Here is a 15,015-nt window from a genome sequence, read left to right as displayed (position 1 = left end):
CGAAGCAGGGCGGCCGGGCGTTCGCAGGGCGTGTGCCGTCTGCGGTTCGCCTGCGGCCCGACTCGGCGGTTCGCCTGCCGTCCGGATCGGCTACAGCTCGACCCGGACGCCGTAGAAGGTGACCCAGGCGTTGAACTCGATCAGCCGCTCCAGCACGGCGCGGGCGCTCCAGGGGCCGCCGACGTTGTACGAGCCCTCCGGCACGTCCAGCAGCCGGCGGACCTCCTCCTCCGACACGATCTGCAGCACCGGGGCGCCCTCGGTGAGCAGCGCCTCCACCCGCTCCCGCAGCGCCAGTTCGTACTTCCGGTCCTGCGTCGAGGGGTACGGGTTCTTCTTGCGGTCCAGCACCGAGTCCGGCAGCACGCCCCGCATGGCGGCGCGCAGCAGGCTCTTCTCCCGGCCGTCGAAGGTCTTCATCGCCCACGGCGTGTTGTAGACGTACTCGACGAGACGGTGGTCGGTGAACGGCACCCGCACCTCGAGGCTGACGGCCATGCTGATGCGGTCCTTGCGGTCCAGCAGGAAGTTCTCCCAGCGGGTGAGGTTGAGATACGTGACCTCACGCATCCGCGCCTCCAGACCGCTCTCGTCGGCCAGCCGGGGCACCTCCTCCAGCGCCTGCGCGTAGCGCTCCTTGACGTACTCGTCGAGCCCCAGCCGGTCCCACAGCCCGACGGTGCGCAGCGCGCCGATGCCGCCGGCCTTCTCGAAGGGGTGGTGCCACGGGAAGGAGCCGTTCTCCACGGCCTCCTTGTCGTGGAACCAGGTGTAGCCGCCGAACAGCTCGTCCGCGGCCTCGCCGGACAGCGCGACCGTCATCCGCTCCTTCAGCGCCCGGCACAGGATGAGCAGCGAGTACTCCATGTCGCCCGTGGACACCGGCAGGTCCTGGGCGCGCAGCACGGTCTCACGGACCTCGTCGTCGAGGATGTCGGCGTTGTCCAGCTCGACGATGATGTGCTCGGCGCCGACGTGCTTCGCCACCTCGACGGCGAACGGGGTGTCGGGGTCCTCCCACTGGACGTTGGACTCAAAGCGCTCCTCGTGGCCCTTGAAGTCCACGGAGAACGCCCGGATGGGCTGCTCCACGCCCTGCTTGGCGAGCGCCTTCGCTGCCAGCGCCGTCACCGCGCTGGAGTCCAGGCCGCCGGAGAGCAGGGTGCCGACGGTGACGTCCGCGACGAGCTGCCGCTCGACGATGTCCTCCAGCAGCTCGCGGACGTGGGCGACGGTCGCGTCCAGGTCGTCGGTGTGCGGACGGGCCGTAAGCTCCCAGTACCTGCGGCTGCTGATCAGCCCCTCGCGGCCGAAGCGCATCACGGTCGCGGGCAGCACCTCGTGCATGCCGCGGAACACCGCGTGCCCCGGGGTCTTCACAATGCTGAAGACCTCCCGCAGGCCGTCGGCGTCGACGACGGCCTCGGCGTCCTCGTGGGCCAGGATGCCCTTCGGCTCGGAGGCGAACAGCAGGCCGCCGTCCGCGGTCGGGTAGTAGTAGAGCGGCTTGACGCCCATCCGGTCGCGGACCAGCAGCAGTTCCTCGGTGCGCGGGTCCCAGATGGCGAAGGCGTAGATGCCGTTGAGGCGCTCCGCGAAGTGCTCCCCCCACTCGACGTAGGCGCGCAGCACGACCTCGGTGTCGGACGTCGTGCGGAACTGGTGGCCGAGGCCCTCGAGCTCCTCGCGCAGCTCGCGGAAGTTGTAGACCTCGCCCGTGTAGGTGATGACCGGCAGCGAGTCGTCCTCGGCGGCCGCCATCGGCTGCTTACCGCCCTCGAGGTCGATGATCGCGAGCCGACGGTGCCCGAGGATCGCGTGGGGCGAGGTCCACAGCCCCCAGGCGTCCGGGCCCCGGCATTCCATGGTGTGGGTCATGGCCTCAGCCATGTCCTCGTACGCGGTCAGATCGCGCTGGTGGCTAACCCATCCGGCAAGGCCGCACATGTGTCACCGGTTCCTCTCGATAGGGCCGTGGGGCATGGGACGACGTTCGAAGTCCAAGTAGGCCGGCCGCGCTGGCCGGGTCGATCTCGGCCGGTTCGTGGCAACTTTCCGGCCACCGCGACAGAGGGGTCCACGCCGTTCCCCGCACTTCGTCAAGTGGCCCGTACTTCCTGAAGTCGCCGGGTGTGAGCAGTACCTGACGAACTCCCCGCTTGAGGGGGCCTACCGCAACGCGTGGGCGATGGGTGCGTGCCCGGCGGGTGTCGTGCCCGACATCCGCGCGTGTCAGATCGCCCCGTATTGCGGGCCCGAGCAGCGCGTATGCCGCGCGTCAGACGCCGAGCCCCACACGAAGGTGCGCCGTCCGACGGCTGGCGGGGCGTACTCGCTCCACACCAGACCGTAGGCGTGGGTACCGTTCTGAAGGATGAGCCCGAACGGATGGAGCCGTGATGCCCTGCCGATCGCCTGAGCACCGCCGTCCCGCCACCACGTGGGGGAGGCACTGATGTTGGAAGAAGCCGAGGAGATCGGCCGCCGCGCTCGCCGGGCTCGACTCCGGCTCGGGATGCCGCAGGCCGACCTCGCCGCAGCCCTGGGCAAGACTCAGGGCTGGGTGTCGAAGATGGAGCGCGGCCTCATCGAGATCGACCGCGTGGGTTTGCTCAACCTGCTCGCCGCCGAGCTGCACGTTCACCCCAACGATCTGATCGGGCGCCCGTACACCAGCAGCCCGAGCGAGAATCAGTGGCAGGTCGCCGCCGCGTCGATCCTGCGCGAGCTGCGCCGCTACGACCTCACGCCCGTATTCGACGGCACCCCACGCCCCTCCGGCGAGCTGTGGCGGGAGCTGACCCGGCTGCACCGCTTGCGCGACATGGCGTCCAATGTCGCGATCCTGCGCGTCCTGCCCGACCTGTTGCGCGAGGCCCGCGCCCTGGCAGAGGTCGCCAACGGCCACGAGCGTGAGGAGGCATACGCGGTTTACGCGGTCGCCTGCAAGTTCGCGCACACTGCCGCGCACGCGCTCGGACACCCCGAGCTGATCGCGATGGCGGCCGAGCGAGCCGCATGGTCCGCCCGACTGTCAGGCGACCCCGTCATGCCCGCGCTCGCCGACTGGATGCGCGTGTGGGACATGTGGACCACGGCAGATTGGGCCGATTCCCAGACCCTGTCGGACAAGGCGCTCGCCGGCATTCAGGACGACTACGACCGCGGTGAGCCGCTCGCCCTGCGCATGTGGGGCTCGCTGCAACTCCGTGCCGCGGTCGCCGCAGCGCGCGGCAATCGGACCTCGGAAGCCGAGGACCGCATCGGCCACGCGCGCGACGCCGCCGCGCGCATGAACAACTACCAGGGCCCGCCGGTCTACGACCGCCACTCGGTGACGTTCTCCTCCGGCAACGTGCAGATCCACGCGATCAGCGTTGCTCTGGAAGCGGGCGACCAGACCAAGGCCCTGGCCATAAACCGGCGTACAAGTCCCGAAGTAGTCGCCAGCCTGCCCAACTCGCGCCAGGGACACCACCACATGGACCTCGCCCGGGCATGGCTGTGGGACGGAAGCCGCGACCTCGCCCTTGCCGAACTGGAGACCGCCGAGCGGATCGCCCCCCAACTCGTACGCAATCACCCCATCGCCCGGTCAACGCTGCGCAGCATCGTCTACGCCGAGCGCGCCGCGACGCGCGAGAAGCTGCGGCGCATGTCCGACCGCTTCCACCTGGACGGATAAGGGTCGTATTCCTCCGATTCATATTGAGCCCCTGACGCGCTTCTAGCTTCAAGGGCATGACAGGACGAGCGACTCCTCATCTCCCGTCCCAAAGTGCCGAGTTAGGCACAGCAGCCCCGTTCTATCCGCGGCTCGGTGACCTCGCCCGTGACACCGCCCGCAATGGGCGGATCGGGGTCGTGGTCGCCCTGCCCCGCACAGGGACGACGACTTACCACCTGCGCCCGCCCGGCGGTGGCGACGAGTGGTCCGCCCCCGCCGACGGCACAACGCTGCGACCGGTCCCGGCGCAGGTCACGCACATCACTCCCGCTAAGCGGGATGTGTTCTACGACCACCGTGCGCAGCAGGGTGCCATGCCCGTTGTCGTGCACTACGAGGACGGCGGTACAAGTGAGGCGGTCCTCGTCATCACGCCCGACCAACTGGAGCTCTACGCCTGCCAGGTCGCATGGATCATCAAACTCCGCGAGGAAGCCCGAGAGTGCGAAGCGTGAGCGCCCGCCATGCCAGGCCGCGCGCCACGACAAGTGACCCTCTCGGTCTCTTCCTGAGCTGGCTGTGGGCCGCAGGCACGGTCGCCGGCTTCGTCAGTGTCGCCGCAGCCGTTGACAGCGAGCTCGGCGACCAGGACGCCATAGGCCCCACGCTCACCGTTCCCGACGCCGCAGGGTCTCCGGCGGCCTAGAACTCCCCGCCTGCCCGGATGACGGACAGCCCAGGCGGGCGGGGTGCACCACGCACGTTTCGACGCACCACCAAATCAAGGAGGCAAGGACCGTGACCGTCGTACACGAACGTCCCGCGACCGACGCGCGGACACTGCTCAGCGCTGACCTGCGGGAAACCCTCGCAGCCAACATGCGCGCCAAGTTCCCCGACATGACCCAGAACACGGCGCACCGGGGCATCGGGCAGATGCTCGCCTTCCTTGCCGTCGGCGCCCGCAGCGATGCGCCGTTCAGCCCGTCGCCCCTAGTCGATGACTTCTGGCACGCCTTCCTGCTCCACACCAAGGCATATCAGGAGTTCTGCACGCAGACGCTCGGGAAGTTCGTCCACCATCAGCCGGGCTTCCTCGACAAGGAGGAACACGGCGGCGGCAAGGCCTTGCGCGCCCGCACTGTCGACGCCATCGCCGCGGCAGGATTCATCGTCGACATGGAGTTCTGGCCCGAGCTGGACATCGCTGACTGCTCACAGTGCCACGCCAACTGCCACAACAGCCCCAAGCACGTCTGACACACCCTGCGGCCGGTCCCCGTCTTGTGCCACGCTGTGGCCGAGGCGGGGGTTGGCTTCCGTTCTGCACGAGGAGAGATCGCGGGTGGATCGCACCGCATGGCAGGAGCTCCCGCCCGCAGCCCGAGAGGCTGTCGAGAAGCACACCGGGCCCGTAGAGCACGCGGATACCGCGGGGAACGGGGTGATGTCCCGCCTTGCCTGCACCCTGCACACCGCCTCGGGACGCTTGTTCGTCAAGGGAACCCGGCTCGATGACGAGGCGGCATGGATGTACGACTACGAGGCTCGGGTCACTCGGTGCGCGCCGCGAGCTCCCCACGTGCTCTGGCAGGTCGAGGCGGGCGGGTGGCTGCTTATTGGCTACGAGTTCATCGACGGCCACCACCCCGACCTCGCCCCCGGCTCGCCCGACCTTGCCCCGCTGGTCGACACGCTCACCGCCATGTCGGCTGTCCCGTGGCCCGAGGCGGTCCGAAAGAAGCCGCTTCATGTGCGGTGGGCCGGTTTCTTCCCCGCCGACCGCACGCCCGACCTTGAAGGCGGGGCCCTGGTGCACTCGGACGTTTCGGCGTTGAACATGCTCGCTACCGCCGACGGCATCCGACTCTTGGACTGGGCACTCGCCTGCCCTGGGCCGAACTGGGCCGACACCGGGTTCACGGTGGTGCGGCTCGTCCATGCCGGGCACACCCCCGAGCAGGCTGAAGAGGTCGCCCGCGAAGTTCCGGCGTATCGAGCTGCTGCTCCAACTGCTGTCAGCACCTTCGCGCATGCCCTGCACGCTCTCTGGGAGAGCAGGGAAAGGGCCGACCCGCTACCGCACCGCGCCGCTTTGACGGCCGCCGCTCGGTCCTGGGCCGCGCATCGCGATCTCATCAGGTGACCGTCGATACTGCCTGAAATCAGGCAGGACGTCACGCAGGAGCAGAGTTGTTGAGACGGAAGGGTAACCGAAGGCCAGCACCAGGGGTAGGGGTCACCCCCGTGACTTCGTTCATCTGCGGGCGAGCCCGACGCCTCCCGGCGGGTCGTCCGGCACCAGCCGCCTGGCAGTTGACGAAGTGTTCCGGCCGCCCTTGCCCGGCGCCGCGCGCAGCCCGCACTGTTCCTGCGCGTACACCGAGAGGGAAGGACGTGCCATGCCCGCCGTCACCGTCGACGACCTGCTCCTGCTGAAGCGGGTGCGCCGCCCGGACCCCGCGCTGACCGCCGAGCGGCGGGTGCGGGGCGTCATCACCGCGGAGCCGGGCTTCGAGGGGGCCGGCTTCCCCATCCGCCGCGCCTTCCCCGGGCCGATCGCCCCCCGGCACACCGACCCGTTCCTGATGCTCGACCACGTCGGGGCCGTCGACTACGCCCCCGGCGACGCCAAGGGCGCGCCCTGGCATCCGCACCGCGGCTTCGAGACCGTCTCCTACGTCCTGGACGGCGCGGTTGCACACCAGGACTCCAACGGCGGCGGCGGGATCATCGAAGGCGGCGACACCCAGTGGATGACCGCGGGGTCCGGCATTCTGCACGACGAGATGCCCACCGAGGAGATGCTCGCCCGCGGCGGCGTCATGCACTCCTTCCAGCTGTGGGTCAACCTTCCGGCCGCCGACAAGTGGAACCCGCCCCGCTACCAGGACATCCGCGGCGACAAGCTGACCCTGCTCAGCTCCGCGGACGGCGGCGCGCTGATCCGGCTGATCGCGGGCGAACTCGACGGCCACCGGGGTCCGGGCGCGACGGCCACCCCCATCATCCTCGTCCACGCCACCCTCAGCCCCGGCGCCCGCCTCGAACTGCCCTGGCCCGCCGGCTTCAACGCCCTCGCCTACGCCTTCGGCGGCCAGGGCACGGCGGGCCCGGAGAACCGCGGGCTGCGGGAGGGCCAGCTCGCCCTGTTCGGCGAGGAGGGCGGCGCGCTCGGCGTGACCGCGGCCGCGCGGCAGGAAGGCCCGGCGGACGACTTCGACCTCCTGATCTTCGGTGGCCGGCCGATCCGCGAACCGATCGCCCGGTACGGGCCGTTCGTGATGAACACCCGCGACGAGATCGCCCAGGCGGTCGAGGACTACCGCTCCGGCCGCCTCGGCACGGTCCCGGCGGAGCATGCGGACGTGCCGGACGGCGGCGGCGCGCCGACGGCGGACTGACGGGGGACGCCATGACGACCGACACACCGGGGACCCGCCGCACTCATCGCCGCACTCACCGTCGTACGAGCCCCGGAACGCCCACCACCGGACCTGCCACCGCGCCCGCCACACCCGCCGCGTCCACCGCGCGTGCCACGCCCACCACACCCGCCGCGTCCGCCACGTCCACCGTGCGTGCCACGCCCGACACTCCTGAGACGCGCCCCCTGCGCCTCCGCACGGCCCTGTACGAGTGCGCACTCACGACCGGCACACTCTTCGCCGTGGTCACCGCGGCCCGCTGGACGGCTCTGCCCGACTCCCCGCTGTCGTCCGTGCTCTCCACCCCGGAGAGCCGACTGGCGGCGATGGCGCTGATGGTCGGCGCGATCGTCACCACGGTCCTCGGCCCGGCCATGCGCCGGGGCACCGCCGGCCACCTCAACCCGGCGGTCACCCTGGCCCTCTGGCTGCTGCGCGTCTTCCCCGGCCGCGCCGTCGCCCCCTTCGTCGCCGCCCAGCTGACCGGCTCCCTCGCCGGTGTGGCCCTGGCCCGACTGGTGTGGGGCGAGGGGGCCTCCCAGATCGGCTACGCAGCCCTCGCGCCGTCCCCTGACTGGCACACCGGCGCGGTGTTCCTCGCGGAGGCGGGCTGTATGACGGCCATCATGCTGATCGTCGCCATCGCCATCGCCCGCCCGCGACTGGCCGCCCGCCTCCCCCTCCTGATCGGCGCCTCGGTCGCCGCGGTCATCTACTTCTTCGGCCCCCTCTCGGGCGGCGGCGTCAACCCGGCCCGCCAGCTCGGCCCGGCCCTGCTGTCCGGCCGTACGGATCTGCTGTGGGTGTATCTGGCCGCGCCGGTCGTGGGCGCGGTGCTGGCGGCGGGCATCTCGGCGGCGCTGCGGCCGTCGGCGTCCGTACGCCAGGCCGAGCCGGCCGCCACGGCGGCGGCGCCTGAGGACGCGGCCCCGGTGAGCCGGTGAGGGCGACGAGTGTTCAAAGACTGCCGACCATCAGGATGGTGACGGACACGGTTGCGCCGTCGACCTGATAAGTGATCCGGTAGGGCCCGGTGCGTAACCGGTATGTGCTGGCGCTGACTTTGTTGCTGCCTGGCGGAAACGGTTCGAAGGCAAGGCGATCGACCGCCCTCCGCACGGTGCGCGCGCCGTCGGGGTCTTCGGCTTTGAGGTCCTTGAGTGTCCTGAGAGCGGACGTCTCCCAGATGACGGTGTGCTTCACCGGGCGAGCCCCAGCTCCTCCATGGCCTCTGCGTGGGTGTAGGTCTTCTTCGGCTGGGGCTTGGCCTTGACGTAGTGCGCCAGTGCGAGATCGGCGTAGTCCATGGCAGCGTCCTCTTCACCCGGCCGAGCGGAGGCGATCAGCGCCCGGGGCCACCAGAGGAACATCAGACCGTCGAAGTGCTCTCCGCCGGAGACCCGCGCGAGTGCGTTGTAGAACTCGGTCCGGCGCTCCTTGGTGAGGGCCCGTCCGACCCCGTCCGGGGTGAACGGGACATCAGGACCGGTGTAACCCGATTCGTCGCGGGCGGCGCTACACGCCTCTGCCCAGTGGTCGGTCGTGCTGCTGCTCATCAGGCGGCCTGCCTTCCTGCCTGCACTGGTCACTGATGTCACGGCCTGGACCGTGACAGTGATCCGCTCCCCTGGAACGAATCCGGCGAGGACTGACGCACAGTCGCGTGGAACGGAACGAGAAGGTGCCGAGGGCGACCGGGCCTGTCCCGTGTCGGTGAACGCAAATGGGGACAGAGACGCCAGATTACTACGCGGAATCCGGGCGCGCGGGTGCTCGATCGGAAAGGCTGCACATAGCCGCGACCACCGCACCTCGCGGCTTCGGACCCTGTATACGGAACCTTTTCCCAGGCGCTGATCGCGCTGCCGTACAACCGGAACACGAACCCGGCGACGGTGCACAACGCCCGTCATGTGATCCGCGCGGCGCTGGGGGAGAGCTGAAGCCCTCCCCCAGAGCCGGCCTTCAGAAAGGCCGGTCGCCGGCGATGGCGACGCGTTCGGCCACGCGTCGGTGCGAGCCGTAGTCGTTCACCGCGTAGTGCTGCGTGGCGCGGTTGTCCCAGAAGGCGACGTCCCCGGCCTGCCAGCGGAACCGCACCTGGTACTCCGGGACATGCGCCTGCTGGAAGAGGAAGCGCAGCAGCCGGTCGCTCTCCTCGCGCTCCATGCCCGTGATCCGGGTGGTGAAGGACGTGTTGACGAACAGCATCCGCCGCCCCGTCTCCGGGTGGGTGCGCACCACCGGGTGCTCCACGGGCGGGAAGACGTCCTGGAGCGGGGCGAGCCGCTCGGGACCGTAGAAGCGGGCGAACCCGGGTATGTAGTCATGGACGGCGCTCGCGCCGTCGACGCGGTCCTTCACCTCCTGCGGGAGGTTGTCGTACGCGGCGGCCATGTCCGCCCACATCGTGTCCCCGCCGAGCGGCGGCGTCTCGCGCAGCTGGAGCACCGCGCCGAGCGCCGGCCGCTCGCGGAAGGTGACATCGGCGTGCCAGACGTTCTCGAAGGTCGGCACGGACCCGCTGCCCTTGTCAAAGCGGACGACGTCGTCGGTGGAGCCGCTGGCGAGCAGCGGATTGGTCTCCAGCTCCCCCCAGTTGCGGGCGAAGGCCCGCTGCTGCGCGGAGGTGAGGTGCTGCCCGCGGAAGAAGAGCACCTTCCACTCCAGCAGCGCCCGGTTCAGCTCCTCGCGCAGCGCGTCCCCGAGCGGTCGCCCCAGGTCCACACCCCGCACTTCGGCCCCGATCGTGCATCCCTGCGGCACCACCTCGAACAGCTCGTACGGCCGCTCCTGCCACCCCTCGGGCAGCCGCCGCAGTGTGCGGGGCCCTTCGTACATCCCGTCCTCGGGTACGCGCGCGTGGCGCAGCGTCGTGGGCGGTCCGGCATTGATGACGGTCATGGGGTCTCTCCTCGTTCGCGTTGTCTGGCGTCGGACGACGGGCGGTGTGAGACGTGTGCCCTCAAGCGACGCAGTGAACGAAGGACTCCGGAGACGTGCTGCTCCGCCTGATCCGGTCATGGAATGGAGTGACCGGCACAACCCGACCCGCGGCGCCCATCGAGCACACGGCCCGACGGCGACCCGGCTAGCGACCCGAGCGCTCGCACCCGTCCCGATCCGGGACGCGCAGAGGCCCCGTCGTGGTGTCGTAGCGGCATTCGGTCATGGCGACGATTGTGTGAGCCGGGGATTGTCCTGTCAATCGGGCACTGCACTGGAGCGAGGCGAGCCGCTCGGAGCGGGCGAACCCGGGGATGTAGTGGCGAGGCGGCGCACGAGTGGCGCCGCGCCGCTGAGCACCCGCACGACCCCAGGCGGCCGCTGCGACCAAAGGCTGCATCCCGGACGGCTCGCCCGCCCTGGCGGAAGGACGGCCCAGTTGGAGCGTGTCCGCCCCGGACGGTACTTCGACATGTTCCGTCCTCAGAGTGGCTTGATCTGGATTGTTGTGAGCTGGTCAGCCGTGATCTGCTGTCGACGGCCCAAGAGGGCCCAGTTCGGGACGGAGTCGTGGGGTGTCGGAGGGGGCAGATTCTGGGGATCAAGCCCGTGTCATGGCGGAGCATCGTGTGCACGGCCGTGTCCATGATGTGCGTGACCGGATGCATGGGTGGCGGTCGGGGCGACGACGTGGCCCCTTCTGCATCCGTGTCTCCAACTGAGACCAGGGTCTCTACACCGGAACTGATCGCCCCTGACGTGCAGGACGGTGCGCGCGAAGTCGTCGCGCGCGGGCCCACGTCGGAGCGTACGTGGACCTCTGAGGAGTTCAGTGCGCCGCCTGGAGCGCTGTGGATCGGGCTGCGCTGCCAGGCCGCTGATCCGGACGCTGTGGTCACCACGGATGTCATGGGCGCATCGATCGGCAACCTGTGCCGGAAGAACAACCTCCACCAGATTGTCCTCGCAGAGGAACGCGCAGGGCGGTTGACGATAACGGCGGATTCCGGCGCGGTGTGGGTCGTCAGCATCCAGACCGGCCCTGACGAGGTTGCCAGGGACCACTGAGAGGGCGGTGTGAGAGTGTTTAGGTGATTTCTCGTCACCTGAATGTGTGGCAGGGCGGACCCCGCTCAGTCGGTGGCCATGGGCGTGATGGGCCGGTTGCCGGGGCCCAGGCGCATCCGGCGGAAATCGCGTCCCATGAAATCCCAGGGAAAGGCGCATCTTTGCAGTTCGCAGGGGTGGTATTCCCGCATTTCCCCAGCCACCCCGAACCTGGGGCGGACCGAGGTAAGTGTGGGTATGAGCACCATGCCCCGCCGGACCAGCGGGGCTGATCGCCAAGAAGGGAACATTGTGCACTCTCGCATCAAGGTCGGCATAGCCGTCGCTGCCGTCGTACTCGCCAGCGCCGTGACTGCTTCGCCCGCGAACGCCAGCGTATCCAGTGGCTACCTGGATGGCTCTGGAGCTGTGACCAACGACTGGGGCGATGAGGGCCTGCTGTCCACCACCAGCTACAACCACAGCAACCTCGCCGGGTGGTGGCAGCAGATCCTGTACTCGGACGGGTATCTCGAAGCCGGGAGCCAGGATTGCTGGTTCGGGCCGAAAACGGAGGCCGCTACCAAGGCATGGCAGCGCGACCACGGCCTGGTCGCCGACGGCATCGTCGGCCCCAACACCTGGGGCAAGGCAGACGACAAGCTGTACTGGAACAGCAGTCGCGGTTACATCCAGTACCGGGGCGACAAGTACACCCGTGGCCCGATCTACCGTGACTCCCAGGGCCGGTACTACGCCTACTATGAGGGCGCGGCGTACTACGTGTCCTACACCGTCGCTAACGTCCCCACCTGTAGCTGACACCCAACAGCAACCGCCTCCGGGCACCACCCCGCCGGGCCGGATACACTTCATGGTCTTCACCGAGAGCTTCACCGCCGAGGTGATGTGCTGCTTCCTGGAGCGGATCGCCGGCCACTTCGACCACAAGGTCCATCTCGTGGTCGACGGGCACTCCGCCCACCGCTCGCGGAAGGTCCGTGACTGGCTTGCCGCCCATCCCGACGATGCCGAGCTGCACTTCCGAACGGCTCGGGAGATTGACGACAGGCTGAAGTGCCTTGATCGATAGAGGTGCCGAGGGGCGAGTGGCACGTGCCCCTGACGCTGGGGGAGTTCATGAGTGATCTCGTCGATCTGTTGCTCCGTGTACTGAAGGGGCTGACGCGAGTTGCTTCTGCTGCCCTTGAGTACATCAATCTCCGCGATGGAGCACGTGCCTTCAGGCGAGATCTGAGGCGCATGCGCCGAGACGGGAAGCAGTAGTAACCGTGAGGGGCCGGGCCTCGGGAACCCGAGGCCCGGCCCTGCTGTGTCCACTGACGGCAGCCTGGCGTGTCGGCGGCGTCAGCTCGGCAGGGACGAGACCCCCACCCGCCTTACGTTCAGCTCCGCGCCCTGGCCCCACAGGCGGTTCTCCGGGCGGCTGTGGTCGTCGGCGAACCACTGGCGGTGCGGGGCGCCGCGGTCCGGGTCAAAGTAGAAGGCGTCGTGGTCGCTCAGGCGGACCAGGCCGCCGCCGGGGGCGCGGGAGCCGGGCTCCTCGGCGTCCAGGAGGGTGAAGGTGCCCAGTGCGCAGGCGAGTTGGCGGGGGGCGACGGTTTCCGGGGTGCCGCCGTGGTCGAGGATCAGGTGGGTGCGGTCGGCGGGGAGGCGGCCGATGCGGTCGACGCGGAGGACCTCGCGGCCGTCGACCGTCCAGGCGACCGTGCCGGCCGAGCGGTTGTAGGAGATGGCCAGGTCGTGGGTGTGCCACGGGCGGCGGTCGGCGACCGGGAGGGCGTAGGAGAAGGCCGCGTAGGTCGCGCCGGGGGAGTGCAGACGCTCGTAGAAGGCGTGGATGCGGCCGTTGGTGACGAAGAAGTCGAAGACCATGCCGGTCTCGAAGTCGATGAGGGACAGCCCGCCGGCGGCGAGGCGCAGATCGGTGTCAGGGTTGCGGGCGAGGAAGCCGAACGGGTGCTGTTCCGTGCCGTGGGTGCGGACGGACAGGGTGGTTGAGCAGGTGAGCACCTGGCCGGGGACGGCGTCGAAGCCCTGGAAGCCCGCCGAGGAGGTGTGGTCGGCGACCGCGTACCACTTGAGGTGGTCGTACGCGCCCGCGCCGCCGTCGCCCTCCTGGGCGGTCGTGGAGACGAAGGCGGGGGCGCCGGTGCGGGGGTTCACACCGGTCGGCACGACCCGCAGACCGGCGGCCGACGTCGTCGGGACGCCGTCGCCTCCGGGGAGCGAACCGGTCGGGGTGAGGGTCCACTTGGCGTCCGGCCCGCCCGTGGTGAAGCCCGAGCGGAAGTCGTCCCAGACGAGGTCGTAGGCGGGGGAGCCGGCGGCGTGTGACGCCGCGGCGGGGATCGTCGCGGCGGCGGCCGCCGCGCCCAGTGCCGCGGCTCCGCGCAGAAGCGTTCTGCGGTGCATCTCTCTCGTCTCGCTCTCTGGAGGTGGACGGACAGGAGGAAGGGGCCGGGGCCTATTACGCAGGCCCCGGCCCCTTCACGTCACGGCGACGGCTGCTCAGGCCGCCTCGAAACCCCGCTTCAGCGCGGACCCGATCTCCACGGCGCGGCGGGCCTGGAACTCGACCGACGCCAGGTTGTCCTCGGCCACGTTGCTCGGGTTGTTGCCGGAGACGCTGCTCGCGCCGTACGGGTTGCCGTTGGCCTCGGCGAACTGGACCGGGTCGGCGAAGCCGGGCGGCACGATGATCGCGCCCCAGTGGTAGAAGGTGTTGTTCAGGGCCAGCACGGTGGACTCCTGGCCGCCGTGCGTGGTGGACGTCGAGACGAACGACGACACCACCTTGTTGATCAGCTTGCCCTGGAACCAGAGGCCGCCGGTGGTGTCGATGAACTGCTTGAGCTGCGCGGCCGGCAGGCCGTAGCGGGTGGGCGTGCCAAAGAGCAGGACGTCCGCCCACTCCAGGTCGGCCAGGGTGGCCTCGGGGATGTCCTGGGTGGCGGCGGCGTGCGCGGCCCAGGGCTCGTTGGTGGCGACGACCGACGCGGGGGCCAGTTCGGCGACCTTGAGCAGACGCACCTCGTCGGCTCCGGCCTTCTCCGCCGAGGCGGCCGCGGCCTTGGCCATCTCGTAGACGTTTCCGGTGGAGGAGTAGTAGATGACGGCGACATTGGTCATGGCTGGCTGGCTCCCTCATCAGCGCGTGGAATGACCCTCACCTTGGGGGGTGCGGGGAACGGCGGGCAATCGGCGGCGGCGGACTATGTCAACTGCGGGGCGTACGAGGCCGGTTCAGGCGTACGAGGCCGGTTCAGGCCTACGAGGCCGGTTCAGTCGTGCGGAAGGTTGTCGAGGTAGGACCGGACGTTGCGGCGGGTCTCGGCCACGCTGTCGCCGCCGAACTTCTCCGCCACCGCGTCCGCGAGGACCAGCGCGACCATCGCCTCGGCCACGATCCCGGCCGCCGGCACAGCACACACATCGGACCGCTGATGATGCGCGGCAGCCGCCTCACCCGTGGCCACATCCACCGTCCTCAACGCCCGCGGCACCGTCGCGATCGGCTTCATCGCCGCCCGCACACGCAGCAGCTCGCCGGTCGTCAAACCCCCCTCCGTGCCGCCCGAACGACCCGAGGTCCGCTTGATGCCCTCCCCCGTCCGGACGATCTCGTCATGGGCCTTGGAACCGGGCACCCGCGCAAGACCGAAGCCATCGCCGACCTCCACACCCTTGATGGCCTGGATGCCCATCAAAGCCGCCGCAAGCCGGGCGTCCAGACGACGGTCCCAGTGCACATGCGACCCAAGCCCCACCGGCACCCCGTACGCCAGCACCTCCACCACACCGCCGAGCGTGTCACCGTCCTTGTGCGCCTGATCGATCTCCGCGACCATCGCCTTCGAGGCGTCCGCATCCAGACAGCGCACCGGATCCGCATCCAGCCTCTCC

At 69.7% G+C, this 15,015-nt stretch carries 19 protein-coding genes and 1 pseudogene; 11 read left to right on the top strand and 9 right to left on the bottom strand.

Annotated elements, in window-relative coordinates; genetic code table 11:
• Nucleotides 1-90: 90 nt before the first annotated feature.
• Entirely contained in the window at nt 91-1,947 is a 1,857-nt protein-coding gene (gene asnB, locus QCN29_RS12695) for an asparagine synthase (glutamine-hydrolyzing) (protein ID WP_279927963.1), read from the bottom strand.
• A gap of 508 nt (nt 1,948-2,455) precedes the next feature.
• Here asnB and QCN29_RS12690 point away from each other — a divergent pair.
• From QCN29_RS12690 to QCN29_RS12670, 5 genes are all read left to right on the top strand, one after another.
• Nucleotides 2,456-3,685, top strand: coding sequence for a helix-turn-helix domain-containing protein (locus tag QCN29_RS12690; RefSeq protein ID WP_279927962.1), 1,230 nt, complete (start codon nt 2,456-2,458; stop codon nt 3,683-3,685).
• A gap of 56 nt (nt 3,686-3,741) precedes the next feature.
• Nucleotides 3,742-4,182 (top strand): hypothetical protein, encoded by a 441-nt coding sequence (locus QCN29_RS12685; RefSeq protein ID WP_279927960.1) that lies wholly within the window; start codon nt 3,742-3,744, stop codon nt 4,180-4,182.
• Nucleotides 4,179-4,373, top strand: coding sequence for a hypothetical protein (locus tag QCN29_RS12680; RefSeq protein WP_240139740.1), 195 nt, complete (start codon nt 4,179-4,181; stop codon nt 4,371-4,373). Before QCN29_RS12685 ends, QCN29_RS12680 begins: the two co-directional genes overlap by 4 nt.
• A gap of 92 nt (nt 4,374-4,465) precedes the next feature.
• Nucleotides 4,466-4,927, top strand: coding sequence for a glycine-rich domain-containing protein (locus tag QCN29_RS12675; RefSeq protein ID WP_279927959.1), 462 nt, complete (start codon nt 4,466-4,468; stop codon nt 4,925-4,927).
• 85 nt (nt 4,928-5,012) lie between these two features.
• Complete coding sequence (locus tag QCN29_RS12670) at nt 5,013-5,813, top strand: hypothetical protein (RefSeq protein ID WP_279927958.1); 801 nt, start codon at nt 5,013-5,015, stop codon at nt 5,811-5,813.
• A 111-nt stretch (nt 5,814-5,924) separates the two neighbouring features.
• On the opposite strand, the gene QCN29_RS12665 is transcribed toward QCN29_RS12670, so the two are convergent.
• Entirely contained in the window at nt 5,925-6,071 is a 147-nt protein-coding gene (locus tag QCN29_RS12665; protein ID WP_279927957.1) for a hypothetical protein, read from the bottom strand.
• Here QCN29_RS12665 and QCN29_RS12660 point away from each other — a divergent pair.
• A complete protein-coding gene (locus QCN29_RS12660) occupies nt 6,070-7,071 on the top strand; it encodes a pirin family protein (RefSeq protein WP_279927956.1) in 1,002 nt (333 codons plus the stop codon). The genes QCN29_RS12665 and QCN29_RS12660 overlap by 2 nt on opposite strands.
• Before the next feature lie 55 nt (nt 7,072-7,126).
• On the opposite strand, the gene QCN29_RS12655 is transcribed toward QCN29_RS12660, so the two are convergent.
• Complete coding sequence (locus QCN29_RS12655; protein ID WP_279927955.1) at nt 7,127-7,255, bottom strand: hypothetical protein; 129 nt, start codon at nt 7,253-7,255, stop codon at nt 7,127-7,129.
• Here QCN29_RS12655 and QCN29_RS12650 point away from each other — a divergent pair.
• Nucleotides 7,245-8,039, top strand: coding sequence for an MIP/aquaporin family protein (locus tag QCN29_RS12650; RefSeq protein WP_279927954.1), 795 nt, complete (start codon nt 7,245-7,247; stop codon nt 8,037-8,039). The genes QCN29_RS12655 and QCN29_RS12650 overlap by 11 nt on opposite strands.
• Before the next feature lie 13 nt (nt 8,040-8,052).
• Here the strand turns inward: QCN29_RS12650 and QCN29_RS12645 are convergent, their stop codons facing one another.
• Together QCN29_RS12645 and QCN29_RS12640 are read right to left on the bottom strand one after the other, a co-directional pair.
• Nucleotides 8,053-8,298, bottom strand: a complete 246-nt coding sequence (locus tag QCN29_RS12645; protein WP_279927953.1) for a type II toxin-antitoxin system RelE family toxin — start codon at nt 8,296-8,298, stop codon at nt 8,053-8,055.
• Entirely contained in the window at nt 8,295-8,651 is a 357-nt protein-coding gene (locus QCN29_RS12640) for a hypothetical protein (RefSeq protein WP_279927952.1), read from the bottom strand. The genes QCN29_RS12645 and QCN29_RS12640 overlap by 4 nt, the downstream gene beginning before the upstream one ends.
• 282 nt (nt 8,652-8,933) lie before the next feature.
• Between QCN29_RS12640 and QCN29_RS37335 the strand changes: the two are divergent.
• Nucleotides 8,934-9,038: pseudogene (locus tag QCN29_RS37335) on the top strand (phosphotransferase); the annotation flags it as partial.
• 22 nt (nt 9,039-9,060) lie between these two features.
• Here QCN29_RS37335 and QCN29_RS12630 read toward each other — a convergent pair.
• Complete coding sequence (locus tag QCN29_RS12630; protein WP_279927951.1) at nt 9,061-9,999, bottom strand: TauD/TfdA dioxygenase family protein; 939 nt, start codon at nt 9,997-9,999, stop codon at nt 9,061-9,063.
• 801 nt (nt 10,000-10,800) lie between these two features.
• Between QCN29_RS12630 and QCN29_RS12625 the strand changes: the two genes are divergently transcribed.
• The 3 genes from QCN29_RS12625 (at nt 10,801) to QCN29_RS37330 (ending at nt 12,181) form a co-directional block, all read left to right on the top strand.
• Complete coding sequence (locus QCN29_RS12625) at nt 10,801-11,109, top strand: hypothetical protein (RefSeq protein WP_279927950.1); 309 nt, start codon at nt 10,801-10,803, stop codon at nt 11,107-11,109.
• A 408-nt stretch (nt 11,110-11,517) separates the two neighbouring features.
• The gene (locus QCN29_RS12620) at nt 11,518-11,910 is read left to right on the top strand and encodes a peptidoglycan-binding domain-containing protein (RefSeq protein ID WP_279927949.1); all 393 of its coding nucleotides are present in this window, start codon (nt 11,518-11,520) and stop codon (nt 11,908-11,910) included.
• Nucleotides 11,852-12,181, top strand: a complete 330-nt coding sequence (locus QCN29_RS37330) for a transposase (RefSeq protein ID WP_450169261.1) — start codon at nt 11,852-11,854, stop codon at nt 12,179-12,181. Before QCN29_RS12620 ends, QCN29_RS37330 begins: the two co-directional genes overlap by 59 nt.
• Nucleotides 12,182-12,456: 275 nt before the next feature.
• Here the strand turns inward: QCN29_RS37330 and QCN29_RS12610 are convergent, their stop codons facing one another.
• The 3 genes from QCN29_RS12610 to aroC all read right to left on the bottom strand — a co-directional run.
• A complete protein-coding gene (locus tag QCN29_RS12610) occupies nt 12,457-13,524 on the bottom strand; it encodes a DUF6081 family protein (protein ID WP_279927948.1) in 1,068 nt (355 codons plus the stop codon).
• Nucleotides 13,525-13,620: 96 nt separating this feature from the next.
• The gene (gene wrbA / locus QCN29_RS12605) at nt 13,621-14,241 is read right to left on the bottom strand and encodes an NAD(P)H:quinone oxidoreductase (RefSeq protein WP_279927947.1); all 621 of its coding nucleotides are present in this window, start codon (nt 14,239-14,241) and stop codon (nt 13,621-13,623) included.
• Nucleotides 14,242-14,393: 152 nt separating this feature from the next.
• Nucleotides 14,394-15,015, bottom strand: a 622-nt coding sequence (aroC, locus tag QCN29_RS12600; RefSeq protein WP_279927946.1) for a chorismate synthase, incomplete at its 5' end; no start/stop codon positions are given.

The sequence above is a fragment of the Streptomyces chengmaiensis genome (assembly GCF_029846775.1).
Classification (GTDB): domain Bacteria; phylum Actinomycetota; class Actinomycetes; order Streptomycetales; family Streptomycetaceae; genus Streptomyces; species Streptomyces chengmaiensis.
The sequence above is the reverse complement of the archived record's forward strand: the minus strand, read 5'-3'. Positions and strand labels throughout refer to the sequence as shown.